The organism is Tersicoccus sp. Bi-70, from assembly GCF_001968825.1.
In the GTDB taxonomy this organism is placed as follows: domain Bacteria; phylum Actinomycetota; class Actinomycetes; order Actinomycetales; family Micrococcaceae; genus Tersicoccus.
The window spans coordinates 19,388-44,371 of the sequence record NZ_MIEU01000014.1 but is presented as its reverse complement, the minus strand read 5'-3'; the positions used below and the strand labels follow the sequence as shown (position 1 = coordinate 44,371).

Sequence of the window (24,984 nt, the reverse complement as noted above, 5' to 3'; positions counted from 1 at the left end):
GGGCCGGTGGCGTGATGCCACCGGCCCTCGGGTCGTTCGATCATCCGGTTCGGCGGCCCCTCCGGGGAGGGGCCGCCGGCCGACTCACTCGCTCAGGCGGTACCCGGCCCAGCCGCCGCCCACGATGATCGCGGGGCGGATCGACTTGCTGACCACCGGGTAGTTGCGCAGCTGACCGTTCGCGTCGATCGCGAGCACGCTGAGCGACCCGGCGCCGGAGAAGTCGGCGCGCGCCACGATCGAGGACAGACCGTTCCAGCCCCGCCCGATCACCGGACGGGTCTCGGAGACGAAGCTGCCGGCACCGTTGCCCCGGTAGAGGATCAGGTCACCGGCGCGGTTGCGGGCCACCAGGTCGGTCGAGCCGTCCTTGTCCCAGTCCGCGTCGCTGAGCTCGTACCCGGTCCAGCCGCTGCGTCCGATCACCGCGCTCGTGCCGAGCCGACCACTGGTGTTCGGGTAGTAGCGGAGTTCGCCGTTGCTCTCGATGGCGAGGATGCCCGGCGTGCCGGTGCGGGTCCACTGGGTGGCGAGCACCGTCTTGCCGGCCCAGCCCGAGGAGGCCAGGGTCACGGCGGGAGCGAACCCACCGCTGCTGCGGCCCGGGTAGACCGACACGTGGCCGTCCTTCCACTGGGCGACGACGTCGAGCACCTTGTCGCCGTTCCAGTCGACGACGGAGGTCGACTTCGTGTTCTGCCAACCGGAGCCGATCTTCGTGCGGGCGCCGAGCTTGCCGTTCCCGTCGGCCGGGTAGGCCCACAGGTTGCCGGCCGGGTCGACGGTGGTGACCGTCGAGACGGACGGGATGGACGGCTTCGCCGCCGGAGCGGTGGCCACCGTCACCGGCACCACCTGCGCCCGGCCGCCGTCCGCGTCACCCGTGGTCGCCTTGCCCGACAGGTCGCCGGTCGCGTTGTGCAGGTGCAGGAACAGCGCCTGCGCCGCACCACCGGAGGCCGCGCGCTGGGCCGGCAGACCGGTTCCCGGCACGTCGTTGAACAGGACGTTGCCGTCCGAGTTGCCGAAGGCGACGTTCGGCTGGCTCACGTTGTACGCGATCCAGCTGGTCGAGTCGACCGCGGCGCTGCTGTAGCTGTTGTAGCTGGACACCCGGTACTGGATCGGGGCGGACTTCGTCAGATCCAGGCCGTACGCCTTCGCCTGCACCGGGATGGTGAAGGCGTTGGTGTCGAAGGTGTTGGTGTCCACGGCGCCGGTCTGGCCGTTGACGGCCTGCAGGTCGACCTGGTCGCCCAGGGCGCCGTTGACGATCGGGTAGGTGGCCGCCACGGGCAGGTCGACGTCGGGGATGCGGGTCGTGAAGGTGACGAAGTCGGCCTTGCCGTCCCCGTTGGTGTCCACCTCGACGTCGTACTCGGTGCCTCCGGAGATCACCGGGGTGTTGGCCCAGGTGGAGATGCCGAAGTTCACCAGCGCGTTGTCGCTGTTCCCGCCCGCGGCGGAGACCGCCGGGACGGAGCTGTTCGCCCCGACGTACTGCAGGTCGAGGACGTCACGCTGCGGCTGGGCCGACGCCGGCAGCTTGGTGCTCGAGGCACCGAGCTGGAAACCACCGACGATCGCGCCGAAGCCGGTCTGCGAGTTGCCCCGGCCCGACAGCGGCACCAGGGTGCTGGTCGGGTTGGCGCCGAACGCGACCGTACCGGCCGACATCGCCGACACCGGCTTGACCGACGCGTACACCGGAACCCGCAGGTTCGGCTTGCCGGCGGCGGTCAGGGTGAGCCGGCCGGCGGCCTCGGCCATGAACTGCCGCGCGATGTCGCTCTGCGTGGCCTCCAGGGACGGGTCCTCCGACTTGGCCAGGGCGGCCGGGTTCGCGATCGTCAGGGTGACCGGAACGGTCGCCGAACCGGCGGCCGGGACGGCCACGGTGGCCGGCACCGAGTACGCGACGCCCGGGACCTCGCTGGACGCCTTGTAGGCGGCGGCGTAGGTGATCGGGGACGTCGTGTTGTTCCGGACGGTGACGTTCTTGGTCACGGTCACCGGCTGGGTGCCCACCTCGAGAACGCCGAAGCTGACGCTGGTCAGCGTCGGGTCCTGCGCGGCGAACGCGTAGGTCGGCGTGTTCAGCGCGTCGAGGGCGTCGACCCGGCCGGAGCCGACCCGGTTCGGGCCGTACACGGCACCGTTCGCGGTCACCACGTCGTGGTTGGCCGTGTTCATCACGAGCGCCTTGGTCTGCGTCGCGGTGAGGAACGGGTACTTGCCGCGTACCAGCGCCGCGATGCCGGCCACGTGCGGGGTCGCCATCGAGGTGCCGGTCTTGACGTTCGGCTTGTTGCCACTGCCGACCGCGGCGGATCCGATCAGGGTGCCGGGGGCGGCGATGTCGGGCTTGATGATGCCGTTGGAGCCGTGCACACCCCGCGAGGAGCTGGAGTTGAGCTGGTCCTTCTGACCCGACGGACCGTCCGCGGTGCCGATGTAGTCCGGGCTCAGCCGCACCTGCAGCGTGCCGGCGGTGGCCGCCGCCCGCAGCTTGTCCGAGGAGGTCCGGTTCAGCTGGACACCGGGGATCGTGGTGTTGCCCGCGATGCCGGCGTCGAACACGTCACGAGGCGAGTCGAGCACGACGCCCGTGGCGCCGGCCGCCTTCGCGTTGTTGAACCGCACGCCCGAGCCGCACGGGAAGGCACCGTTCTCCTCCCACTGCAGCCACACCCACTTGCCGGTCAGCGAACCGGCGGGGAACGGCTGGCAGCCGAACTTGTTGGTCGCCACGTTGGCCGGCAGCACCACGGTGCCGGTCAGCTGCTCCGGGGTGACGGTCGAGGCGTTGTAGTCGAAGTTCGCCGAGTACTGGCCCTGCGCCTGGCCGGCCACGTCGGACGGGGCGAGCACGTCGACCCGGTCGAGCGTGACCTGGGAGCCGACGCTGTTCGCGACGGTCAGCGAGGACTTCGCGTTGCCCGGGGAACCGCCGATGTCGTAGCTGTCGCCGGCGTTGCCGGAGGCGACCACCGAGAGGATGTTCTGGTCCGTCAGGTTGTCGACGATGGCGTTCTCGGGATCATCGGTCGGGGACCAGTCGCTGCCGAGGGACATGTTGACGATCTGGGCGCGGTCGCTGAAGTCGCCGTCGCCGTTGGGGTCCAGGACGCGGTCGAGGGCCTCGCCCACGACGTCGGAGGAACCGTTGCAGCCGAACACGCGCAGCGAGACCAGCTTGGCCTTCGGGGCCGAGCCGGGGCCGATCCGCATGCCGTTGACCGTGGCGGCGTTCAGCGCGCTGTAGTCGCCGGTGAAGGTCGACCCGTCGCTGTTGACGCCGTAGCCGGCCGCGGTGCCGGCCACGTGGGAGCCGTGCCCGTTGCAGTCGAGCGGGTTAGCATCCGGCTTCGGGACCGGCTGGTAGGTCGACGAGCTCGGGTCGGCGTCGTAGTCGTCGCCTACCAGGTCGTAGCCCCCGGCGAACTTGGCGGCGTCGAAGGAACCGGCCGGGATGGTCGGGGACGCCTTGGCCGCCGCGAACGCCGCCGCGGTGCCCTGGCCACCGAAGTCGGTGTGGGTGTAGTCAAGACCGGTGTCGATCACCGCGATCGTCGTGCCCTCACCGGTGGCCTTGGTCTGCACCCACGAGTCGAGGGCGCGGGTGTCGATGTCCGTTCCCTTGTTGTCGATCCGCTTGGTGACCAGCGGGGTGATCTTGACGACGTTGGCCTGCTGGGCGAGCGCTCGCAGGGCCGCGGCGTCACCGCGCAGGGCGACACCGGGGATGGTGTTCGTCGTGGTGTAGAGCGTGGTCGCCCGGGCCGCACCGGCCGCGGCCTGCGCCGCTGCCGTGATGGACGCGCGGATGGCCCGCACCTCGGCCGCCTTCGCGAGGGGCTTCTGGGTGCCCTGTTTGACGGCGGCGGGCTGGGTGCGGTCGAACGCGCCCTGCCCGGTGAACTGGACGAAGACAGAAATCTGCCCCGACGCGCTGGCGAGCCGGGGCGAGATCTTGGAGGCTTTGACGGGCTGGGACTTCAGCCCCTGCGCCGGGTTGGTCGGGTCGGGCTTCTGGTCGGCCATGGCGGGTGTCGCGAAACTCGTGACGAGTGCGGCACCGGTCAAGCCTGCCAGCAGGGCCCGTCCCAGGGCCCGATTGCGCGCTCTTTTCATGGTTCTCCTCGAAGAGGGCGGGCAGAACATCGCGCCGTTCGTCCGATCGGGACGCAGCGGCGCGACGGGGAAGTTCTGCTCGCATGCGGTGATGACCCGGAAGAAGATCCGGTGGCCACCGCCGAGGGAACGACAGTGGTTGAGACCACCCTCGTGTCGAATCGGTCACATGTCAACGAGGCGTGACCAGATCTTGACCATGCCGTGACCTGCCGTGATGCTGAAAACAAGCCTGCTGTCGAATTCTCCCATCCGTCGGCGGGGCCGGTTCCGAATCATTCACACGTGCGCCGGCAAGTGCCGGGACGCCCACGCGGGCCCGACCGGGCCGGCGACGACGGAAGGAGCACCATTGGCCGAGATCACTGCTCACCACGGTCTGTTCAAGGACACGAACCTGCACGTCGACGACACTGGGGGCTCCGGCCGCCCGGTCGTGCTCATCCACGGCTGGCCGCTCTCCGGCGAGTCCTGGGAGCACCAGGTCGGCGCCTTCGCCGACGCCGGCTACCGCGTCATCACCTACGACCGGCGTGGCTTCGGCCGCAGCGACAAGCCGCTGACGGGATACACCTACGACACCCTCGCCGAGGACCTGAACACTCTGCTCGAGGCGCTCGACGTCCGCGACGCCACGATCGTCGGCTTCTCGATGGGTGGCGGCGAGGTCGTCCGTCATCTCGCGCGCCATGGTGCGGAGCGGGTGCGCAGCGTCGTCCTCGCCTCCGCCGTCACGCCGTACATGATGCAGGGCTCCGACAACCCGGACGGTCCGCTGACCAAGAAGCAGGCGGCCGAGATGACGGCCTCGCTGACGGCGGACCAGGAGAAGTTCTACGATCAGTTCACCACCGAGTTCTTCTCCGTGGACGGTCAGTTGAAGGTCTCGGAGGAGGAGCGTCAGAAGGCGCTGGCGCTGGCGCTGCAGTCGGACAAGAAGGCCGCTCTGGCCTGCATGACGGCGTTCGGCACCACCGACTTCCGCGACGACCTCACCGCCGTGACCGTACCGACGCTCGTCATCCACGGCGACGGTGACGCCACCGTCCCCTTCGAGGGCTCCGGCGCTCGCACGCACGCCGCCATCACCGGCAGCGAGCTGTACGTCGTCGCCGGCGCCCCGCACGGCGTCAACGTCAGCCATGCCGACGAGTGGAACCGCGTCGTGCTGGACTTCCTCGGTCGCTGACACCGGGGGGCGCCCCCATGCAGGCGCGACATCGGCGCGGGAACCGTCACGGTTCCCGCGCCGATGTGCGTCACGGGGCTTCCAGCGGCGCTGCTTTCCAGCCTGCGGCGCTGCCTTCAGCCTGCGGCGCCCTGCCACACGGCGTCGAACGGCGCGTTCGACGTGATCCTGCCCTGGATCGACGCCGTCACCAGCGACTTGGCCGAGCGGGCCGCCGTCAGCGGATCGGCGCCCTTGGCCAGTTCGGCCGCGACGGCCGCGGCGAGCGTGCATCCCGCGCCGCTGACGGCCACCTCGCCGATCTTCGGGGCGGTCAGCACGTCCACCCGGCTGCCGTCGTAGAACACGTCCTGGGCCTGCGAGCCGGCCAGGCGCACGCCGCCCTTGGCCAGGACCACCGCCCCGCTCGCCTCGTGGATCCGGCGGGCGGCCTCGGTCAGGTCCTCGACCGAGCCGATGTCGTCCACGCCGGAGAGCTGCTCGGACTCGAAGTGGTTGGGCGTCACGAACGTCGCGTGGGGGAGGATCTGCCGCCGGAGCGCCTGGTCGGTGTCCAGGGCGGCGCCGGGCTCCTGGCCCTTGCAGATCAGCACCGGATCCAGCACCACGGTCCTCGGCTTCCGGTCCGCCAGCCAGCCGGCGACGACCTCGATGGTCGCGGGCGTGCCCAGCATGCCGATCTTGACCGTGTCGATCGTGTAGGCCGCCGCGATGGCCTCCAGCTGGTCGGCGATCACCTGCGGGTCCACCGGCACGAACCGGTGGTTCCAGTTGTCCTTCGGATCGAACGAGACGATGCAGGTCAGGGCCGCGATGCCGAACACGCGTGACTGCTGGAAGGTCTTCAGGTCGGTCTGGGCGCCGGCGCCACCGGTGGCCTCCGATCCGGCGATGGTCAGGACGACGGGCGGCCGCCCGGGTTCGGAGGAATCGGGGGTGGACGCGTCGGGTGCGGTGGTGAGCTGAGCCATGCGTCCATTCTTCACCCCGGGGCAGCCACCCGGGAAAGGAGCGGCAGCAGCCGTCGCGTGACAGAATGACTCTGCCCGTTCCACGGGCGCGCACCGGCCGGGTGGCAGGCGGTCCGGCGCACCCTCGCACCCGGTCGGCGGTCCCCCGCGGCCGGCCCTCACCGCACCCCGCGGCGTCCGCACCGCAGCGGCGCCGTCGCACGGGTGCCGTCACCGAACCCGAGAGGTCACCCTGCCATGAGCGTCGCCGTCACGCCCCACCGCGCCGCGTTCGCCACCCGCAACCGCCGGTTCTTCGACATCATCGTGGCGCTGTTCTGCGTCATCCTGATCCTCTCGAACATCGGGGCGTCCAAGGGCGTGCTGATCGGGCCGGTGTTCGGCGACTTCACCATCGTCACCGACGGCGGCTTCTTCCTGTTCCCGCTCGCCTACATCCTCGGCGACGTGCTCAGCGAGGTCTACGGCTTTGCGGCCGCCCGGCGGACCGTCATCACGGGCTTCGCCCTCTCGCTGCTCGCCTCCCTCGCCTTCGTCATCATCATCGCCCTGCCCGGGTTCACCGACGACTACGGCGTTGCCAAGCAGAGTGCGCTCGAAGGCGCCCTGGGCCAGGTGCCGCAGATCGTGCTCGCCAGCATGGCCGGCTACGTCGTCGGGCAGCTGCTCAACTCGTGGGTGCTGGTGCGGCTGAAGGAGCGCACCGGGGAGTCGGCGCTGTGGGGCCGGCTGATCGGCTCCACCGGGGTCGGCGAGTTCGCGGACACCCTCATCTTCTGCTCGATCGCCGCCCCCGTCATCGGCATCGCCGACACCGGCCAGTTCATCAACTACGTGATCGCCGGCTACCTGTACAAGTGCCTCGTGGAGATCGTCGTCAGCCCGCTGACCATGGTCGTCATCCGGGCGATCAAGCGCCGCGAGCCCGACTACGCCACGCCGCCGGCCGCCTGAGGTTACCCTGAGCCCAGACGGCACGCCCCGACGGGGCCGGACGAGTCCGCCGGGGCCGGCGAGGGGAGCGCGGCATGGAGATCCTGACCGGGGCCGGGCTGGCCGCGTCCTCCGGCCTCAACGCCTACATCCCGCTGCTCGTGCTCGGGCTGCTCGACCGGTTCACCGGCCTGGTCACGCTGCCGTCCGGGTTCGGCTGGCTCTCCAACGGCTGGGTGCTCGGGATCCTCGGGGTGCTGCTGGTGCTCGAGGTGGTCGCGGACAAGATCCCCGCGGTGGACTCGGTGAACGACTGGATCCAGACCGTCGTGCGGCCGACGTCCGGTGGCATCGTCTTCGGCGCCGGTTCGGCCTCCCAGACCGCGACGGTCACGGACCCGGCGTCGTTCTTCACGTCCCAGCAGTGGGTGCCGATCGTCGTGGGGGTGGTGACCGCGCTCGCGGTCCACGTCGTCAAGGCGACCGCCCGGCCCGTCGCGAACGCCGCATCCGTCGGCACCGCTGCCCCCGTCCTCAGCACCGCCGAGGACGCCTCCGCCCTGGCCCTCTCGATCGCCGCGGTCCTGCTGCCGGTGCTCGTCGTGGTGATCCTGATCGTCGCCGCGGTCGGGCTCGCCCTGCTGTACCGGGACTTCCGTCGGCGGCGACGGGCGCGGTCGGCGGCCTGAGCGGTCGCGCGCCTGCCGGGGATCGTCTCGCCCCCGTCCGGACCTCCCGGGTTGATAGCGTGCCGCTCATGAGCGGAACCGCGATCCTGAGCGTCCGTGACCTGAGCTGCGGGTACGGGACGACGCCGGTGTGCGGGCCGGTGACGGCCTCGGTGTCACCCGGCGAGGTCCTCGGCATCGTCGGCTTCAACGGAGCGGGCAAGTCGACCGTGGTGCGCACCATGATCGGCCGCCAGCCTCCCCTCGACGGCGAGTGCCGGTTCCGCGGACTCCTCGTCGACGACCGTGCCGCCGCGTTCCGGGCGGCCGTCTCCTGCGTGTTCGACGAGGACGCGTTCTTCCCCTCCCTGACCGCCGCGGAGCACCTCGAACTGGTGGCCCGCGGCCACGGGATGCGCGAGCCCGTCGAGGCGGTCGCCCGCGAACTCGACGCCTTCGGCATCACCGCCGTCGCCGACGCCCTGCCCACGGAATTGTCCTCCGGCCAGCGGCGGCGCCTGCTCCTGGCCGCCGGGTTCATCCGTCCCGCCGACCTGCTGGTGCTGGACGAACCGGAGCAGCGGCTCGATCCGGTGATGCGCGAACTCCTGGGCGGCCGGATCCGTGACCGGGCGGGCGACGGAGGTGCCGTCGTCGTCGTCACCCACGCTCCCGACCTCCTGCTCGCGACGGCGACCACGTGCCTGGTGATCGACGACGAGGTCCGCCTCGTCCCGGTCGCCGACGGCGCGGCGCTCATCTCCGGCACCCGCACGTGAGCGCGACCCTGGACGCCGGTGCGGTCACCGGATTCGATCCCGCCGCGTTCACCCGACGTGCCTCGCGGCGGCACCGGACCCGATCGGCCGCGTCGGCGCTCCTCGACGGCTACACCGCGGTGCTCTCGGTGGGCGTCGCCGGGCTGTTCGGCTACGGCCTGCTGACGGCGTTGAACCACCAGCTCGGTGCCGTGACCGTCGTGCGCCCGGTGACCGACCCGGCCGCGGCGGTGCTGCCCGCCGCGACGTGTCTGCCCCTGCTGGGGCTGATCCTCACGACCGCGGCGCTCGGTGCCGCCCTGCGGCTCGGGCCCGTCGGACCGGACCGTGCCCAGCTGGCGTGGTGGCTGTGGGCCCCCGTTCCCCGCGCGGGCCTGCTGGCGCGTCAGGGCGCGAGCCGGGTGCTGGCGGCCGCGGCCGTGGGCGCGCTGTGCCTCCTGCCGGTGCTCGCGGTCCTCACCCTCGGTCCCGGACTGGTGCTCGGGGCGATCACCGGTGGGCTGCTGGCCGCGCTCGCCGCCGAGGTCGCCGTCGCCGCTCAGGCCGCCGGGCGCGTCCCGCTGATGCGCCGGGTGACGGCCGGGCTGGGGGTGGCCGCCGCCGCGGCCGGTCTCGCCCTGGTGCTGTCCGGGTGGTTGCTGCCCACCGGGGTCCCGATGATCGCGGGCGTCCTCACCGCGGCGCCGACCGGGTGGTTCGTCATCGCCGCCGGCGGCGCGGTGTGGCCCCCGGTGGCGCTCGCGGCCGTCGTCGCCGTCGGGTGGCTCGCGGTACGTCGTCGGCTCGGCACCATCACGACGTCCGAACTCGCCCGCGGTGGTGGCGCCGTCCAGATGCTGCAGCTCTGGGCCATCACGGGTGGCGCCGACGAGCTGGTGCGGACGGGACCGTCTGCCGTCGCCTCGACCACGCGGGCACACCGGTGGATCGCCCGCGTCCGTACCGCCGTCGGCGCGCTGCTGGCCGCGGACGCGATCAGCGCCGTGCGGCAGCGCGGCTCGTGGACCCTCGCGGTGCTGCCGGCGGCGGCCTGGTCGCCGGCGTTCATCGTCGGGGCGAACGGCCTGGTGCCGGTCGCGCTGGTACTCGTGCTCACGGCGCTCGCTGGGATGGCCACGGCCGCCCGGACGGTGCGTGCCGGCGCGGCGATGACCGAGCTCGACGGCCTGCTCCCGCTCTCGGCCGCGCGCACCCGGCAGCTCCACGCCGCGGTCCCCGCCCTGCTGCTCGGGGGCATGATGACGGTGCTGTGCGCCGGCCTGGTCCTGCTCGGCGCCGCGGATCCCGGTCTCATCGCCGTCGGAGCGATCGCGGGCCTCGGGCTGGGAGCCTGCGCCGTCCGATCGGCGTACCGGCCACCCGTGGACTTCTCCGCACCACCGATCCCGACCCCGTTCGGCTACCTGCCGTCCTCCGCGCTCGCCACGATGTCACAGGGGCCGGACCTCGCCGTCGTCGTGCTGGTCCCCGTCGTCGTCGCCCTGGTGATCGGCGCGACCGCGCCGCTGCTGATCGTGGCGCAGGCCGTCGTGGTGCTCGTCGTCGTCCTCATCGCGACCACCCCGCCGATCACGTCCTGAGGGGGAGCGACCCGCCTCAGCCGGCCGGCGTCGTCATCCGCGTGCCGTAATAGCGGCCCAGCACCTCGGTCTTCAGGTCGAGGAACGAGCCGTCCTCCAGCGCCCGCCGCGCGTCGTCGACCATCCGCACCACGAACCGCTCGTTGTGGATCGACGCCAGCGTGGAGGCGTTCATCTCCTTCGCCTTGAACAGGTGCCGCAGGTACGCGACCGTGTAGTGGGCGCAGGTGTAGCAGTCGCAGGTCTCGTCGATGGGCGTGAACTGGCGCTTGTACCTTGCACCGGCCAGGTTGATCCGGCCGTCCCGGGTGTAGACCGCGGACGTGCGGGCGACGCGGGTGGGGGAGACGCAGTCGAAGGTGTCGGCGCCGTTCTCGATCGCGGTGAACACGTCGTCCGGCTCGGAGATGCCGAGCAGGTGGCGCGGCCGGTCCTCGGGCAGCTCCTGGGCGCACCAGCCGACGATCGTGCCGAGGTTCTCCTTCTCCAGCGCGCCGCCGATGCCGTAGCCGTCGAAGCCGTGGCCGTCCCCGCCGGCTGTCGCCGCGCGCATCTCCGCCAGGTCGGTACAGGCCTTGCGGCGCAGGTCCTCGTACTGGGCGCCCTGGATGACGCCGAACAGGGCCTGGTAGGGCCTGCCGGTCCGCTCCGTGGTGAGCCGGGCGTGCTCGTCGAGGCAGCGCTGTGCCCAGCGGCGGGTCCGTTCGAGGGACTCCTCCTGGTAGCCGCGCGAGTTCATCAGGGTGGTCAGCTCGTCGAAGGCGAACATGATGTCCGCGCCGAGCTGGTGCTGGATGCCCATCGACACCTCGGGCGTGAACCGGTGGCGGTCGCCGTTGAGGTGGGAGCGGAACCAGACGCCGTCCTCGTCGACGTCCGCCAGCCGCTCCTTGCCGGGAGCGACGGCGTCGTCGACGCCCTGGTCGCCGGCCGGCAGGTCCATCGAGATGACCTTCTTGAAGCCGCTGCCCAGGCTCATCACCTGGAAGCCGCCGGAGTCGGTGAACGTGGGACCGGGCCAGTTCATGAACCGGCCGAGCCCACCCGCCTCGTCGACGATGTCCGCGCCGGGCTGCAGGTAGAGGTGGTAGGCGTTGGCGAGGACGGCCTGGCCGCCGAGCTCGGCGATCGCCTCGGGCAGCACGGCCTTGACCGCGGCCTGCGTCCCGACGGGGATGAAGGCGGGGGTGCGGATCGGCCCGTGCGGGGTGTCGATGACGCCCGCGCGCCCCGCCCCGGCCGACGACGTCGTCTCGTTCAGGCGGGCGGTGACGCGGAAGGAGAAGTCGTCGTGAGGCATCGGTCCATTCTGCCAGCGGGCAGCTCGGCGCCCGCGCTGCCGCGGGACGGCCCGCGTTGCACCTCTGCAACTTTCTGCAGCGACAGGTGCGGGGTGGTGCAGGAGGAGGCTATGTTGATCGGGTTCGCGCCGTCGGATCCTGTCGGCCGTGCGGACCACACCATCTATGGGGGGATAGACGATGTCGTCGACTCGGGTCCTGGTCGCGTCCTCGGAGAGTTTGATGTGCTGTGCCCTGTCCGGGCTGCTCGCCCATCAGGACGACATCGATGCCGCCGAGGTCCACCTCGCCGACGGACTGGACCTCGCCACGGCGTGCCGGTCCCGGGCAGCCCCGCTCGTCCTCCTCGACGCCCGCGCGGACGCGCTGGCCAGCGCCCTGGACGTGGTGGACCTGCTGCGCGGCAGCCCGGACGTCCAGGTGATCGCCGTGGTCACCGTGCGGTGCGCGGATGCGACGGCGCGGATGTTCGCCGCCGGCGCCCGCGGGGTCGTCGGCGCCGACGCCACCGCGGAGGAGCTGGTCGCAGCGGTCCGGGAGGTCTCCGCGGGCCACGTGTACGCGTCCCGGACCATCATGCGGTTGACGCTCGAGATGGTCAGCCAGTACCTCAGCTCCGGGAGCCGCTCGCCCCTGCGGCAGCACGAGACGCTCTCGGAACGGGAGCACGCCGTCGTGACGCAGCTGATGAAGGGGTCGACGAACACCGAGATCGCCCAGTCACTCCACATCGCCGAGGCCACGGTCAAGGCACACCTCAGTCGCGTGATGTCGAAGTGGAACGCCCGGGACCGGGTGCAGGTGGTCATCCGGGCGATCGGGGCGGGGGTCGTGGAGCATGACGCCGTGCGGAGCTGACCGGTCCCGGCCTCACGGCGGTGCTCGGTGTCGACTTCCGGCTATGTCGGACCTACTCGCGTCGACGGCGTCGAGACGAACGGCTGACCGGACCCGACGAAAGGCCAGCGGATCGCGACGAATGGCCACCAGGTCGAGACGAACGACCAATAGGCAGGAATGGGCGGCAAACCTAGCGTTGAACACAGCCCGAGGGGTTCAAGGAATCGGGTCTCGAGCAGTCGTTCAAGCAAGGGGAAAAGCCAATGTGGAGAGTCTTGAAATTCGTCGCCTGGGTGCTGAAGCAGGCATGGAAGTACGGGGCTTCGAAGGTCGCGAAGGCCGCCAGCTGGGCGAAGAACAACTGGCGTACCGTGCTGAAGTGGCTGGACCGGGGGATCGCCTACGGCACGATCCTGCACTGGATCCTGCAGCACCTCGGCCTGGCCTGACGCCAGCGACGCACGGTGAGCGGTCGGGTGCCTCACGGCGCCCGGCCGCTCGTCGGCATTCGACGAGGAAGGTCTCATGCAGACACAGCAGAGCACAGCGGTGACGGAGGGGCCGTCCCGCCGTCAGGCGCTGCCCGGGTCGACGCTGCCACCGGTGGCCCTGCGCTACACCACCATCCGGTCGCTCCTCACCGTCCTGCCGGTGACGGCGGTACTCTCCGCGGGCATTCTTCTCTTCCTGCCGGAATCGTGGCGATTCCTCGTGCTCGGTATTCTTCTTGTCGTCGTGGTGGTGGGAACGGTCGCCGATCTGTGTCTGTTCAATCGGTGGTCCGTCCGCAATACCCGGTATTCCGTCGACGCCTCGAGTGTGCGTATCCGGCACGGCCGTCTTCTCGTGCGGGAAACGACGATCGCCACGGCACAACTGTTGAACGTCACCGTGAACGAGGGTCCGCTGCTGCGCCACTGGGGACTGGCGCGCGTCACCTTCACCTGCATCAGCGAGGTCGAACCCCTCGGGCCTCTGACCGTGGCCGAGGCGGAGTCCGTGCGTTCCCGCGCCCTCTCCGCGTACCTGGACGCGGACGACGAGCCGTCGGCCGAGGCGTGACCCGATGACGCGACTGCCCGCCTCCGCCCTGCTCGCGGCGTATCTGCACTACCTGCCCAGCATCGCGGGCCTGGTGTCCGCCGCGGTGATCTACGGCCTCGAGCCGGACCTGTGGCCGGGCCGATGGGCCTGGGTGATCATCGGGCTGCTGCTGGCGGCGCGCCTGATCCATCCCCTGTACTCCTGGCTGACCACCACCTGGTCGAGCACGGCGGACCAGCTGCGGTTGCGCACCGGCCTGGTGGTGCGCACCTCCCGGACCATCGGCTGGCACAGCGTCGTCGTCCTGGACATCGAGGCGCCCTGGTCCCACCGACTGCTCCGGCTCGGCATCGTGTCGCTGCGCGTGGGCGGGGACGACGACACCGTGCTCACGCTCAACGGACTGCCCGACGCCACGATCCGCGCGTGGTCCGCCGCCGTGCAGGCGCATCGCGGTCCCGTCGCCGGGGTCGATGCCGACGCCGGAGCTGACGTCGGAGCCGACGCCGGACCGCTGGTTCCCGACGCCGGGCCCGGGCCCGACGAGCAGACCGCCGTGGCGCCCGAACCCGGGTCCGGCGCGGGCGAGGCGCTGGGTCCCGCCGCCGGGCGGCTGGTCTACCGGGCGAGCTCCGGGGAACTGCTGGTCGCCAGCCTCGCCTACGGACAGTTCGTCGTGCTGGGCACCACCGCTGCGGCCGCGATGATGGACCTGGTGGACCAGGCCGGACTGCTGGACCAGACCCTGACGATGGTGGCCTCGGGCCCGCTGCTGGCGGTGGCCCTGGTCGTCGTCGCCCTCGGCCTCGGATTCCTGATGACCCTCGTGCGGTTCCACGGGTTCGAGGTGTACGCGGGACGGGACCTGATCACCATCCGCTACGGACTGATCGAGCGCCACGAGCGGGAGATCCGCGCCTCGACCGTGGTGGGGGTGCGGGCGCACCGGAATGCCGTCGAGATGCTGGCGGACCGGGTCCGCGTCTCGCTGATCACCGCCGACTCCACCGCCCAGCTGGGGACCAACCTGGTGCTGCCCTCGCTGCCTCGCCCCACGGTGACCGCCATCGTGCACGCGCTCTTCCCGGGGCAGGCGCCCATCGACCTGCTGGCCGCCTCCGGCCGCCGGTCCTTCCCGCGTGCTGCCGTCGTCCTGCTCGCCGTCGCCGCGATCCCGGTGCCGGTGGTGCTGGCCGTCCGGGACCGGGGCTTCCCGCTCGCGGTGTCGCTGGCCGCCGGGCTGCTGGTGGTCGCCCTGCTGCTCCTCGCCGGCCGGCTGATCACCGCGCGGCTCGCCCTCCGGGACGCCTCCGCGGTGTGGACGGTCCGCCACCTGGTGGAGACCGAGCTGATCGTCTCCGCACGATCGGTGCATCTGGTGACCGCGTTCGGCCCGGGCGAGCACGGGGTGCGGCTGGTCCGCGCCCACTACTGGGCGGCCCGCTCCCGCGCGCTCACCGCCGTCACCGCCCGTCCCGCCGTGAGCAGTGCCCTCGGCGCCTCCATCAGCCGCACATCCCTGCCCCTGGCTCGGGAACGACGCGAGAGAGCGAGCGCAGCATCATGATCGAGGTGAGGGGGGTCAGCAAGTCCTTCGGCACCCGTGCCGCCGTCACGGACGTCTCCTTCACGGCACCCGCGGGCGCCGTGACGGGCTTCGTGGGACCGAACGGGGCGGGCAAGACGACGGTGCTGCGGATGGTGACGGGCCTGGCCCGGCCCGATGCGGGCCGGGTCATGATCGACGGCGGCGAGCCCGGCTCCGCGTCCCACCCGGGGCTGCTGATGGGCGTGTTCCTGTCGGCCGAGTGGATCCCGCCGCAGGTGAGCGCGCTCGGCTTCCTCGAGTACGTCTGCGACACCCAGGCGGTGACGCGGGCCCGAGCCCGGGGGGCGCTGACGCTCAGCGGGCTGGACCACGTCGGATCCGCACCCGTCCGCACCTTCTCCCTCGGGATGCGGCAGCGGCTCGGGATCGCCGCGGCCACGGTGTGCCACCCCCGGATCCTCGTGCTCGACGAGCCGGTCAACGGGCTGGACCCCGACGGCATCCAGTGGTTCCGCTCGTTCATCGCCCAGATGGCCCGGGACGGCGCCACCGTCCTGCTCTCCTCGCACCACATGAGCGAACTGTCGATGGTCGCCGACCGCGTGGTGATGCTGCGTGAGGGGCGGGTGGCGGCGCAGGGAACGCTCGACGAGTTCGTGTCCACGGGGGCGACGGTCTCGAGCGTCTATCTGGAGTCGCCCGACCTGCCCCGCGTGCTCGACCAGCTACGGCAGCGCGGAGTGGAGCACCGTCCCGACGGGGCGGGCGTCCTCGTCCAGGGACTGGCCGCCACCGAGGTCGGCCGGATCGCGTTCGCGTGCGGTGCCGGCCTGAGCCACCTCGCCGCGGTGTCCCGCTCCCTGGAGGAGACCTACTTCGACCTGCTGACCGAACCGGAAGGGGAGCGGCTCCGATGAGTCAGACCGCCGCGGCGATCGAGGCCGCGTCCGGGAGGCCGGCCCCGCAGGACCTGCTCCTGGTCGCCCGGGCCGAACTGCGCCGGCTCACCCGCCGGGGAGGCCTGCGGGGGACCCTGATCACCGCGACGGCGCTGGCCGTCCTGGGAGGGTTCGGCACGCTCGCCGTCATCCTGTTCATCACCGAGACGGTGCCGCGGCAGGTGGCGACGCTGCCGCTCGAGGTGTCCGGGTTCCTCGCGGCACTCTCCGTCGCCATCGGCACGGCGCTCGGCGTCGGCCGGGACACCGGCGGCCACGTGCGCGTCGCCCTGACGCTCGTGCCGGACCGGCGACGCCTCTTCCTGGCCCGCGCCCTCGCCCACGTCGTCCTCGGCGCCGTCGCGGCCGCGGTCCCGGCGGCGCTGGTCGGCGGGATCGGCTGCCTCGTGGGAACGCTGGAGGCCGCGCCGTGGGTCGCGCTCGGCGTGCTGCTCGTGGTGGTCGCGTCCTCGAGCCTGACGCTGCTCGCCTTCGGTGCCGCCTCGCTCGTGGGACGGTCCTCGGGCGCCGTGCTGATCCTGCTCGGCGTGCTGGTCATCCTGCCTCTCGCGCTCGGGGCGCTCGGCGCGGCGCTGCCACCGCAGCTGCAGGACATCGTCGGCGGTACCGTCGAGGCGACGCCGACGCCCTTGATGTTCCGAGCCATCGGGGTCACCGCGCTCCCGTCCACCGGGGTGGGATCGATGCTCACCGGTCAGGCGGGCCTGGCGGTCTGGGGGCTCGGTGTGGCCCTGCTGGCGCTCGTCCGCTTCCGTCGCCAGGACGCGTGAGCCCGCTCGTGACGAACCCGCAGCATCGACCACCGCACAGCAGCGACCACCGCGAAGGACCGATCACCGTGACGAACAGGACCACCACCGTGAAGAACAAGACCGCCGACCGTGCCGCCACCGCTGCCCTGATCCTGGCCATCACCGCCGTCGCCGTTCTGCTCGCGGTCGGCACCGAGCTGCCCGTGGTGGTGCGGGCCATCATCAGCATCGTCGTCGGGCTGGCCGCGGCGGGTGTCACGCACGCCGTCGTCACCCGGCGCGGTCGCCCGTCGGGCACGGGCACCGGCCACTGACCGCGGCGCGGGGCGCCGGACGCTGAGGCGCCTCCCGGCTGATCCCGGCGGGCGTGAGATCCGCGACGGAACCGCCCCGATCCAGGTCTTCCGTCCCGCCGGTGTGATGTGCTGGATGACGTGACGGGTGTTCGCGACTTCTTCAGGTTCGGTCCCGCGCAGGCCGATCACCTCTCGGCAGCGCGGATCGCCGTCGGTATCGCGGTGCCGCTGCTGCTCGTGATGATCCTGGGACGGGCCGACCTGGCCGTGTTCGCGGCCTTCGGCTCGTTCACCGGCATCTACGCCAAGCGGGAGACGCTGCGCCGCCGGGTCGTCCACCAGTCCCTCGCCGGCGTCATCATCCTCATCTGCCTGGCCCTCGGCCTGTCGAGTGCGCACGCGCAGGTCAGCGGGCTGAGCATCGTGCTGATCGGCGCGGTCGTCGCCGCCCTGGGCGCGGTCGTGGCCGCCGCCGTCGGCTTCAAGCCCAGCGGCTCGGTGTTCTTCGTCTTCGCGTTCACGTCGATCGCGGCGCTGCCGACGCCCCCGTCGTTCCTGTCGGGCCTTGGCGTCGCCGTCGCGACCGTCGTCTTCTGCGTGCTGCTGGGGGTGCTCTCGCGTGTCCTCCCCGGCATGGGCGACGGCGCCGCCCTGCCCGGCGGCTCCTTCAGCCCCGCCCAGCTCGCGTGGCACGGCAGTCAGTTCCTCGTCGTCGCGCTGGTCGCGGGCCTGCTCGGTCAGCTCTCCGGCGCCGGGCACAGCAACTGGGCGATGGTCGCCGGCATCGCCGCGATCGCCGCCCCGGACGCGCCCGCCCGCGTCAGCCGGGCGATCCACCGCGTGGTCGGCACCCTCGCCGGTGTCGCGCTGACCGCCGTCATCCTCGGCTTCCACCCGAGCCCGTGGCCGCTGGCGATCGTCGTCATCGTCCTGCAGTTCCTCGGCGAGCTGTTCGTCATCCGGCACTACGCCACGGCCCTGATCTTCATCACGCCCCTGGCCCTGTGCATGGTGCAGTTGGGCAACCCGATGCCGGTCGAGCAGCTGGTGTTCAGCCGGGCGATCGAGACGGTGATCGGTGCCGCCGTGGCGGTGGCCGTCGTCGTGGTGCTCAGCCCGGTGGTGGAACGGATCCGCCGGCAGCGGGCACCGCAGGGCTGAGGTCAGCGACCCCAGCCGACGTGGGCCAGCGCCTGCCGGACGAGGTTCCCGCGGCCGCCCACGAACTCCGCCTGCACGCCGTCGCTCAGGCACTCGTCCGGCGTCAGCCATGACAGCTGCAGGGCGTCCTGGCGCGGAGTGCACTCCCCGGTCACCGGTACGACATAGGCGAGCGCGACGGCGTGCTGCCGGTCGTCCGTGTAGGGCGAGGGCGACGGCGACGGGAAGTACTCGGCGACCGTGAACGGCACGGGCGACGGCGGGATCTGCGGCAGCGCGAACGGGCCGAGGTCCTTCTCGAGGTGGCGCAGCAGCGCCGCGCGGATCGACTCCCGGTACAGGACGCGGCCGGAGACGAAGGTGCGGACCATCTCGCCCTCGTCGCTCGCGGTCAGCAGCAACCCGATCTCGGTCACATAACCGAGGGTGTCGACGCGGACCGGCAGGGCCTCCACGTACACCATGGGTAGCCGCTGGCGTGCCTCGTGGAGGTCCTCCGGAGAGAGCCATCCGGGGTACGGGTCGGGCGTGCGCACGTTGCTCATGTCCTCTGTTCTATCCGATCGGGGGCCGGGCGCCCCACCGCCACGCAGCCGACCGGCCGCACACGGGGGCCTCCGAGCCGGGTGGCCTACGCTTCCCCTGTGTCCTCCTCCGCGCCGCTGCGCCGGCAGCCGATCTCCCTCGCCGACCGCTTCGCCGAGCCTCCGATGGCCGGTCCCCGGCGCACCCGCCTCGTCGTCGCCGCGATCCTGGTGGTCGGCGGCCTGCTCATGTTCACCCGCATCTGGGACTGGTGGACGCACAAGGAGGACCTCTCGCGCTGGGACATCCCCCTGCTGGCCTGGCTGCTGCAGCACCGCATTCCGCCGCTGACCACCACGCTCGAGGTGATCACCACGATCACCGCCCCGACCGGGATGATCATCATCAGTCTCGTCACCGTGGTGGTGTGGCTGGCGCGCAGCCGGCACTGGTGGCGGCCCGTGCTGCTCGCCGGCGCGATGGCCGTGGCCGTGGCCTGCATCGTCGGCATCAAGTCGATCGCCGGTCGCGGGCGGCCGCCCGTGGCGGACATGCTGATGGGCGCCGACGCCTCCTACTCGTTCCCGTCCGGGCACACCCTGGGCACCGCGACCTTCACCTTCGTGCTCGTCTACCTGCTGTTCTTCCGTCACGGGGCGACGACGGCGGGCCGACGCCGGGGTGCCGGCCGGTGGGTGGCACTGGCCGGGGCGCTCGTCGCGGTGTTCGTCGTCGCGTTCAGCCGGCTCTACCTCGGCTACCACTGGCTCACCGACGTCACGGCGTCCGCCCTGCTCGCCGTCGCCATCCTCGGCGTCGTCGTCGGGATCGACACCTGGCGTCCGACGGGGCGGCGCGGCGGGGAGCCGGCCGGGGACCCGAGCCGCTCCGACGCGAGCCGATCCGACCCGAGCCGTCCCGATCCGAGCCGTCCCGATCCGGGTCGTCCCGATCCGGCCTGACGCGCTCACTTTTTCAACCGGACACGGCCCTGACGCGGGCGAGCGTCAGGCGGCGGGATCCGTCCCGTCGGCGCACACCGCGGCGGCCTCCAGAGCCATCCACGCCTGCAGCTGGGTGGACAGCTCGACGGGAGTGCCCACCGGATACGCCGCTGCGGCATCCACCAGCGGGTCGGCCGAGAAGACCAGCGCACCCGTGTCCGGCCCCCCGGCCGCCCACGACGGCGACTCCTCCGCCCCGACCCGCCGTCGGCCGGCCCAGAGCGCGTCGGCCGTGTCCGTGACCAGCCGCGCCGCCGTCGCCCGGGCCGCGGGGTCCAGCCGGGCGTCGGTGGCGGCGGTGGCGAGATACCGGGTCAGGATGCCGGTGAACAGCCCGCCGTCCCCGTCGCCGTGCGTGATCAGCACCCGGAGGGCACCGTTCGACGGGCGCGTCAACCCGGCGTCGACGGCGTGGATCAGCTGCGCCGCGGCGGTCAGGTCGTCCGGCCGGCCGAGGGCCAGCAGCGCGCCCAGCACCGGGCCCTGGTTGTAGGTGTAGCGGTCGCGGACGGTCTCGACCCGCGCGCCACCGAGCTGGAGCCCGTCGAGGTAGAGGCCGGACTCGGCATCGAGCAGGCGGTCGCGCAGCCAGTCGGTGAGCGCCCGGGTGCGGTCGGGCTGACCGGCGCGGGCGAAGAACAGCGCGGCCGGCGCCGTCGCGGGCGTGTTCTTGAAGGTGCGCTTCGTGTTCCAGTAGACGCCACCGCCGGCGTCGTCGGTGCTCGCACTGATCAGCCGCGGCCCGAGCGCGGTGACCACGGCCCGGCACCGGCCGCCCGCGGAGCCGGTGACCGCCCGGGTCAGCTCGTCCAGCCGTTCCGCGGCGAGGGCGAGCCAGGCCATGTCGTCGTAGTAGTGGTTCGGGTAGCGGAACAGGTTGCGCAGCCGGATGCCGAGCAGCAGCTGCTGGCCCCGGTGCAGCGACGTCGACGGCAGTCCCGCCCGGTGCTCCCGCCAGCCCGCGTCGACGAGACAGTCGAGGTAGTGGGCCTGCCACCAGTAGTGCCAGGGCCCGCGCAGGTCGGACGCCCGGTGCCGCGGCCAGCGCACGGCGGCCAGGTGCGTGCCGGGCAGGTGCAGCAGGCGGTGCCCGAACAGGGTGGTGACGGATCCCGCGGCGACGGCGGCCCGCACCGGTGCGGGACTGCTCGTGGAGGCGCTCATGGGGCCCAGCCTACGGACGGGCCGCCGGCCGGACCGTCGCGCGCCCCGGATGGCCCCACGCGTCGACGGGACGCCGCACCGACCGGCGTTAGGCTGACAGCGGCGGGTGGCCCAGGGGCGCCCGCGACCGGCCGCCCGACGGCGCCCGGATCAACGACATCGAAGGGGATGGCATGCAGATCGAGGGTTCCGTCGCGCTGATCACGGGTGGTGCATCCGGCCTGGGCGCCGCGACCGCGCAGACCCTGTACGACGCGGGCGCCTCCGTCGTCCTCGTCGACCTGCCGACCTCGCGCGGGGAGGAGGCCGCCGCCGCGCTCGGGGAGCGGGCGCGCTTCGTGGCCGCCGATGTGACCGACGAGGCGCAGGTCGCCGCCGCGGTCGCCGCCGCCGGAGAACTCGGTCCGCTGCGCATCGTCGTCAACTGCGCCGGCATCGGCACCCCCGGCAAGGTCCTCGGCAAGGAGGGCGTGCTGCCGCTGGAGCGGTTCACCCGGGTCATCCAGGTCAACCTGATCGGCACCTTCAACGTGATCCGGCTCGCCGCCGAGGCGATGACCGCGGTCGAGCCCGTCGACGGTCCCTTCGGCCCGGAACGCGGCGTCATCGTCAACACCGCCTCCGTCGCGGCGTTCGACGGACAGATCGGACAGCCGGCCTACGCCGCGTCCAAGGGCGGCGTCGCCGCGATGACCCTGCCGCTGGCCCGCGAATTCGCGCGCTCGCTCGTGCGCGTCATGACCATCGCCCCCGGCGTGTTCGAGACCCCGATGGTGGCCGGCCTCCCGCAGGCCGCCCAGGACTCCCTCGGCGCGCAGGTGCCGCACCCGTCGCGGCTGGGCAAGCCGGCCGAGTACGCCGCGCTCGTCGAGCACATCGTGGCCAACGCGATGCTCAACGGCGAGACGATCCGCCTCGACGGTGCCATCCGGATGGCGCCGCGGTGAGTGCCGGCGACGGAGGAGTCTCGCGCCTGCAGCCCCTGGTCAACCGCCACCCGCTCGGCACGGTGACCGAGCGGCCGGGCGGCATGGTCAGCCTCGAGTTCGAGCGGGACTACCTGCACGACGTGCACGAGGTGTGGCGGATGGTCTCCGACCCCGCCTACACCGCCCGGTGGTGGGCGCAGGCGCGCGGGGAGGCTCGCGAGGGGGCGACCTTCGACCTGCACTGGCTCAACGGCCGGCCCGACCCGCTGCCCTGGTGGGAGGGCACCGTGCTCACCGCCCATGAGGACGCGGTGTTCGCGATCACCAACAGCGAGCACGGGCGGCTGACGTTCGACCTCGCCGCCGCGAACGACGGCGGAGCCCGGCTGCGCTTCACGGACGAGGTGGCGCTCGCGCCGCTGGAGGTGGCGACGGTGATGGCCGGCTGGCACCTGCACCTGGAGCACCTGCACGACGCCCTGGACGGTCACCCGGTGCGGTGGGAGACCTGGTGGGACGACTGGTACCCGCTCTGGGAGCGGCTCAACGCCCGGTACGAGAGTCAGCTGCTGTCGGGTTGACGGGGCCGGTCGAGCCGGGCCGACGGCGCCGGGAGATCAGCGTCCGGACGATCGCCGTCCAGCCGACGATGAGCACCACTGCCGCGATCGCGGTGACGGCCGTCGGCGTCGACCGCAGCGCGCCGTCCAGCCGCGAGACGGCGATCCAGGCCAGGCCCCAGCCGAGGGCGAGGGCTGGGGCGACGCGGCCGTCACCGGCCAGGGCGAGGCCGGCGCCGACGACGGCGACCACCGCGAGGACGAGGATCGCCCACCAGACGGCGCCCCCGTCGAGGTCCACGCCCACGGGCGCGAGCGGGCCGGCGAGGGCGGCCGTGATGTTCGCGGTCGTCGCGACGCTGACCCAGCCGAGGTACAGCCCGAAGGTGCCGTCGACGAGGACGGCCTCGACGGCCCGGGGGTCCGGCCCGGTCACCAGCCGCCGGTAGAGGACGATCAGCGTCACCAGCAGGGCCACGATCACCGGGACGGTCAGGGGCAGCCAGCCGGCCTGGGCGACGAGGATCCATGCGGCGTTGAGCAGCATCGACACCGCGGCCGCGTACCCGGTGTCGCGCTGCCGGGGATCCCTGCGGTGCCGGGGGAGCGCCTGCCAGACGGCGTACAGCAGCAGACCCAGGTAGATGACACTCCAGATGGCGAAGGCGGGGCGTGCGGGAGCGAGCAGGGTGGCGTCCGGGCCGAGCGCGCCGCTGGCGGCGTTCTGGATGCCGGTCCCGCCGAAGGCCCCGGATCCGAAGGCCGAGCCGACCAGCGCGAGGACGAGACAGACGAGCACCACCATCTGGCGGGTCAAGTCCGACCGGCGTCCGGTGCGGCCCGGGCGGCGGCCCGGGTCGACCTGGGTGGAGGCGTACCGGTCCGGCGTCGAGCTCATGGGACGAGCGTATCGGCGGGCGGCATCCCGCGTCTCGTCGGGCGGACCGGTATCGGCGGGTCTGTTCGGCGCCGCCGGCCTCGTCTCAGCGCTGTTCGGCGTCCCGCTCGTCGGCGTCGGGCCGCACGCCGTCGTGCCGGCGGTGCCGGGCCCGCCAGGCGAGGACGCCCGCGATCAGGGCGCCGCTGGTCAGGCCGATGACGCTGCCGAGCGCCGCCCCGGCCCAGGTGGGCAGGTCCGCGGTGCTGCCGGTGACGAAGCCGAGCCCGACCGTCCAGAGTGCCCACAGGGCGGAGCCGACGCCGTCGAGCAGCACGACCCGGCGCGGGGGGACGCCGCTGAGGCCGGCGGCGGCCATCGACGCGGTACGGCCGCCGGGCAGGAAGCGGACGGCGATCAGGGCGGCGTCGGTCGCGGACCGGCCCGCGCGGACGATCGCCGCGTCCAGTTGCCGCTGCACGGCCCGACCCCAGCGCCACCGCACGAGCAGCCCGGTCAGTTCGCGGCGGAACAGCAGGTAGACGGCGAGATCCCCGGCCCAGCAGCCGAGGAAGGCCGCCAGCCACGCCAGCGGGAGGTTCGCATCGCCGTGCGCGCTCATCGCCCCGGCGGTGATGGTGAGGATCTCGGCGGGCAGCGGCGGGATGAACGCATCCAGGGCGACCGCCACGAGGATCGCCGGGTACAGCACCGGCAGGAACGACGCCAGCACACCCGGATCCACGGTGACGACTATAGGGCCGTTCGCTGGGTGCCGGTCGTCAGATCAGGGTGCGTCGGCTGGTCCAGGTGACGTCGCGGCCGGTGATCGGATCGGTGAACGCGATCGACCGGGCGAGCAGGCGCAGCGGCCGTTCGTGGTCGTCCGGTGCCTCGTCCTGCAGCACCGGGTAGTACCGGTCCCCGAGGATGCCCAGACCGAGCGACGCCATGTGCACGCGCAGCTGGTGGGTCTTGCCCGTGTGGGGCAGCAGGCGGTAGCGACCGACCGCTTCGCTCTCGAGGGCACTACCGGCGAGGGTGTTGCGGTCGAGCACCTCGGCCAGCTCGACGACGGTCTCCGCGTTGGGCTCGCCGGGCACCTCGCGGGCGAGCAGGTAGCTGCGGGACTTCTCGAGGCGGCTGCGCACGGTGACCGGCAGCTCGAGGTCGTCCCGCACCCGGGCGAGGGCCTCGTACTCCTTGCGCACCTGCCGCCGCTCGAACAGCACCTGGTAGCGGCCGCGGGTGGCGGGGTCCTTGGCGAACAGCACGACGCCCGCGGTCATCCGGTCCAGCCGGTGCACCGGGGTGAGGTCGTCGATGCCGGTGCGGACCCGCAGCCGGACCAGCGCCGATTCGCTGACGTAGCCGCCGCCGGGAGTGGTGGGCAGGAAGTGGGGCTTGTCGGCGACGAGGAGGTGGTCGTCCTCGTGGAGGATGTCGACGTCGAACGGGATCGGGGTCTCGGTGGGCAGGTCCCGGTAGTACCAGATGAAGGTGTGCTCGCTCAGCGGTGTCGCGGCGGTGAGGCGGGTCCCGTCGAGGGCCGCGACCTCCCCGGCGTCGAAGCGGGCGCGGATGCCGTCCGGGTCCACGTGCCCCCACCGGTCCAGCAGGTAGTCCAGGGCCGTCGCCCAGGGGCCGTCGTCCGGCAGTCGCACCCGGGTGGCGTTGACGCCGTTGCGCACGGGCAGCGGCGAGGACATCACCGATCCAGTCTAGGTGGGCCCGGCGGTCGAGCCGGCGGGTGCCGGCGCTCGGCGCGG

Annotated in this window: 24 protein-coding genes; 16 read left to right on the top strand and 8 right to left on the bottom strand. The window is 72.4% G+C overall.

Annotated elements, in window-relative coordinates:
• Positions 1-84: 84 nt before the first annotated feature.
• Positions 85-4,134, bottom strand: coding sequence for a S8 family serine peptidase (locus BGP79_RS11290; RefSeq protein WP_083701839.1), 4,050 nt, complete (start codon positions 4,132-4,134; stop codon positions 85-87).
• 352 nt (positions 4,135-4,486) lie between these two features.
• On the opposite strand from BGP79_RS11290, the gene BGP79_RS11285 reads away from it, so the two are divergent.
• Positions 4,487-5,323, top strand: a complete 837-nt coding sequence (locus tag BGP79_RS11285; RefSeq protein ID WP_076695597.1) for an alpha/beta fold hydrolase — start codon at positions 4,487-4,489, stop codon at positions 5,321-5,323.
• A gap of 116 nt (positions 5,324-5,439) precedes the next feature.
• Here BGP79_RS11285 and BGP79_RS11280 read toward each other — a convergent pair whose 3' ends face one another.
• A complete protein-coding gene (locus tag BGP79_RS11280; protein WP_076695595.1) occupies positions 5,440-6,294 on the bottom strand; it encodes a PfkB family carbohydrate kinase in 855 nt (284 codons plus the stop codon).
• Between the two features lie 237 nt (positions 6,295-6,531).
• Between BGP79_RS11280 and BGP79_RS11275 the strand changes: the two genes are divergently transcribed.
• The 4 genes from BGP79_RS11275 to BGP79_RS11260 all read left to right on the top strand — a co-directional run bounded on the left by BGP79_RS11275 (position 6,532) and on the right by BGP79_RS11260 (position 10,254).
• Positions 6,532-7,248, top strand: coding sequence for a queuosine precursor transporter (locus tag BGP79_RS11275; protein WP_076695593.1), 717 nt, complete (start codon positions 6,532-6,534; stop codon positions 7,246-7,248).
• 74 nt (positions 7,249-7,322) lie between these two features.
• Positions 7,323-7,916 (top strand): DUF4126 domain-containing protein, encoded by a 594-nt coding sequence (locus tag BGP79_RS11270; protein ID WP_076695591.1) that lies wholly within the window; start codon positions 7,323-7,325, stop codon positions 7,914-7,916.
• A 68-nt stretch (positions 7,917-7,984) separates the two neighbouring features.
• Entirely contained in the window at positions 7,985-8,674 is a 690-nt protein-coding gene (locus tag BGP79_RS11265) for an ABC transporter ATP-binding protein (RefSeq protein WP_076695996.1), read from the top strand.
• Positions 8,671-10,254, top strand: a complete 1,584-nt coding sequence (locus BGP79_RS11260) for a DUF6297 family protein (protein WP_076695589.1) — start codon at positions 8,671-8,673, stop codon at positions 10,252-10,254. Before BGP79_RS11265 ends, BGP79_RS11260 begins: the two co-directional genes overlap by 4 nt.
• A gap of 16 nt (positions 10,255-10,270) precedes the next feature.
• Here the strand turns inward: BGP79_RS11260 and tgt are convergent, their stop codons facing one another.
• Positions 10,271-11,554 (bottom strand): tRNA guanosine(34) transglycosylase Tgt, encoded by a 1,284-nt coding sequence (gene tgt / locus BGP79_RS11255; protein WP_076695587.1) that lies wholly within the window; start codon positions 11,552-11,554, stop codon positions 10,271-10,273.
• 223 nt (positions 11,555-11,777) lie between these two features.
• Between tgt and BGP79_RS11250 the strand changes: the two genes are divergently transcribed.
• The 8 genes from BGP79_RS11250 to BGP79_RS11215 all read left to right on the top strand — a co-directional run bounded on the left by BGP79_RS11250 (position 11,778) and on the right by BGP79_RS11215 (position 18,156).
• The gene (locus BGP79_RS11250; protein WP_076695585.1) at positions 11,778-12,413 is read left to right on the top strand and encodes a response regulator transcription factor; all 636 of its coding nucleotides are present in this window, start codon (positions 11,778-11,780) and stop codon (positions 12,411-12,413) included.
• Positions 12,414-12,670: 257 nt separating this feature from the next.
• Positions 12,671-12,844, top strand: coding sequence for an aureocin A53 family class IId bacteriocin (locus BGP79_RS16635; protein ID WP_198928468.1), 174 nt, complete (start codon positions 12,671-12,673; stop codon positions 12,842-12,844).
• A 76-nt stretch (positions 12,845-12,920) separates the two neighbouring features.
• Positions 12,921-13,457, top strand: a complete 537-nt coding sequence (locus BGP79_RS11240; RefSeq protein WP_083701837.1) for a PH domain-containing protein — start codon at positions 12,921-12,923, stop codon at positions 13,455-13,457.
• A 4-nt stretch (positions 13,458-13,461) separates the two neighbouring features.
• Positions 13,462-15,006 (top strand): PH domain-containing protein, encoded by a 1,545-nt coding sequence (locus tag BGP79_RS11235; protein ID WP_076695581.1) that lies wholly within the window; start codon positions 13,462-13,464, stop codon positions 15,004-15,006.
• Positions 15,003-15,905 carry an ABC transporter ATP-binding protein gene (locus BGP79_RS11230; protein ID WP_076695579.1) on the top strand — a complete coding sequence of 301 codons (903 nt, stop codon included), beginning with the start codon at positions 15,003-15,005 and terminating at the stop codon, positions 15,903-15,905. The genes BGP79_RS11235 and BGP79_RS11230 overlap by 4 nt, the downstream gene beginning before the upstream one ends.
• Positions 15,902-16,717: a hypothetical protein gene (locus BGP79_RS11225; protein WP_076695577.1), complete on the top strand. Its 816-nt coding sequence runs from the start codon at positions 15,902-15,904 to the stop codon at positions 16,715-16,717. The genes BGP79_RS11230 and BGP79_RS11225 overlap by 4 nt, the downstream gene beginning before the upstream one ends.
• Before the next feature lie 68 nt (positions 16,718-16,785).
• Positions 16,786-17,013, top strand: a complete 228-nt coding sequence (locus BGP79_RS11220) for a hypothetical protein (protein WP_143588402.1) — start codon at positions 16,786-16,788, stop codon at positions 17,011-17,013.
• Between the two features lie 120 nt (positions 17,014-17,133).
• Entirely contained in the window at positions 17,134-18,156 is a 1,023-nt protein-coding gene (locus tag BGP79_RS11215) for an FUSC family protein (RefSeq protein ID WP_076695573.1), read from the top strand.
• Between the two features lie 2 nt (positions 18,157-18,158).
• Here BGP79_RS11215 and BGP79_RS11210 read toward each other — a convergent pair whose 3' ends face one another.
• Positions 18,159-18,701: an NUDIX hydrolase family protein gene (locus tag BGP79_RS11210; protein WP_076695571.1), complete on the bottom strand. Its 543-nt coding sequence runs from the start codon at positions 18,699-18,701 to the stop codon at positions 18,159-18,161.
• Positions 18,702-18,800: 99 nt separating this feature from the next.
• Here BGP79_RS11210 and BGP79_RS11205 point away from each other — a divergent pair, with 99 nt between their 5' ends.
• Complete coding sequence (locus tag BGP79_RS11205) at positions 18,801-19,643, top strand: phosphatase PAP2 family protein (RefSeq protein WP_076695569.1); 843 nt, start codon at positions 18,801-18,803, stop codon at positions 19,641-19,643.
• 45 nt (positions 19,644-19,688) lie between these two features.
• Here the strand turns inward: BGP79_RS11205 and BGP79_RS11200 are convergent, their stop codons facing one another.
• Complete coding sequence (locus BGP79_RS11200; protein ID WP_076695567.1) at positions 19,689-20,849, bottom strand: glycoside hydrolase family 76 protein; 1,161 nt, start codon at positions 20,847-20,849, stop codon at positions 19,689-19,691.
• 173 nt (positions 20,850-21,022) lie between these two features.
• Here BGP79_RS11200 and BGP79_RS11195 point away from each other — a divergent pair, with 173 nt between their 5' ends.
• Positions 21,023-21,796 (top strand): SDR family NAD(P)-dependent oxidoreductase, encoded by a 774-nt coding sequence (locus BGP79_RS11195; protein ID WP_076695565.1) that lies wholly within the window; start codon positions 21,023-21,025, stop codon positions 21,794-21,796.
• Positions 21,793-22,359 carry an SRPBCC domain-containing protein gene (locus tag BGP79_RS11190; protein WP_076695563.1) on the top strand — a complete coding sequence of 189 codons (567 nt, stop codon included), beginning with the start codon at positions 21,793-21,795 and terminating at the stop codon, positions 22,357-22,359. Before BGP79_RS11195 ends, BGP79_RS11190 begins: the two co-directional genes overlap by 4 nt.
• Here BGP79_RS11190 and BGP79_RS11185 read toward each other — a convergent pair.
• From BGP79_RS11185 to BGP79_RS11175, 3 genes are all read right to left on the bottom strand, one after another.
• The gene (locus BGP79_RS11185) at positions 22,322-23,236 is read right to left on the bottom strand and encodes a TspO/MBR family protein (RefSeq protein ID WP_233121441.1); all 915 of its coding nucleotides are present in this window, start codon (positions 23,234-23,236) and stop codon (positions 22,322-22,324) included. The genes BGP79_RS11190 and BGP79_RS11185 overlap by 38 nt on opposite strands.
• A gap of 85 nt (positions 23,237-23,321) precedes the next feature.
• Complete coding sequence (locus tag BGP79_RS11180) at positions 23,322-23,960, bottom strand: DedA family protein (RefSeq protein WP_076695561.1); 639 nt, start codon at positions 23,958-23,960, stop codon at positions 23,322-23,324.
• A 37-nt stretch (positions 23,961-23,997) separates the two neighbouring features.
• Entirely contained in the window at positions 23,998-24,924 is a 927-nt protein-coding gene (locus tag BGP79_RS11175; protein ID WP_076695559.1) for a pseudouridine synthase, read from the bottom strand.
• Positions 24,925-24,984: the final 60 nt, after the last annotated feature.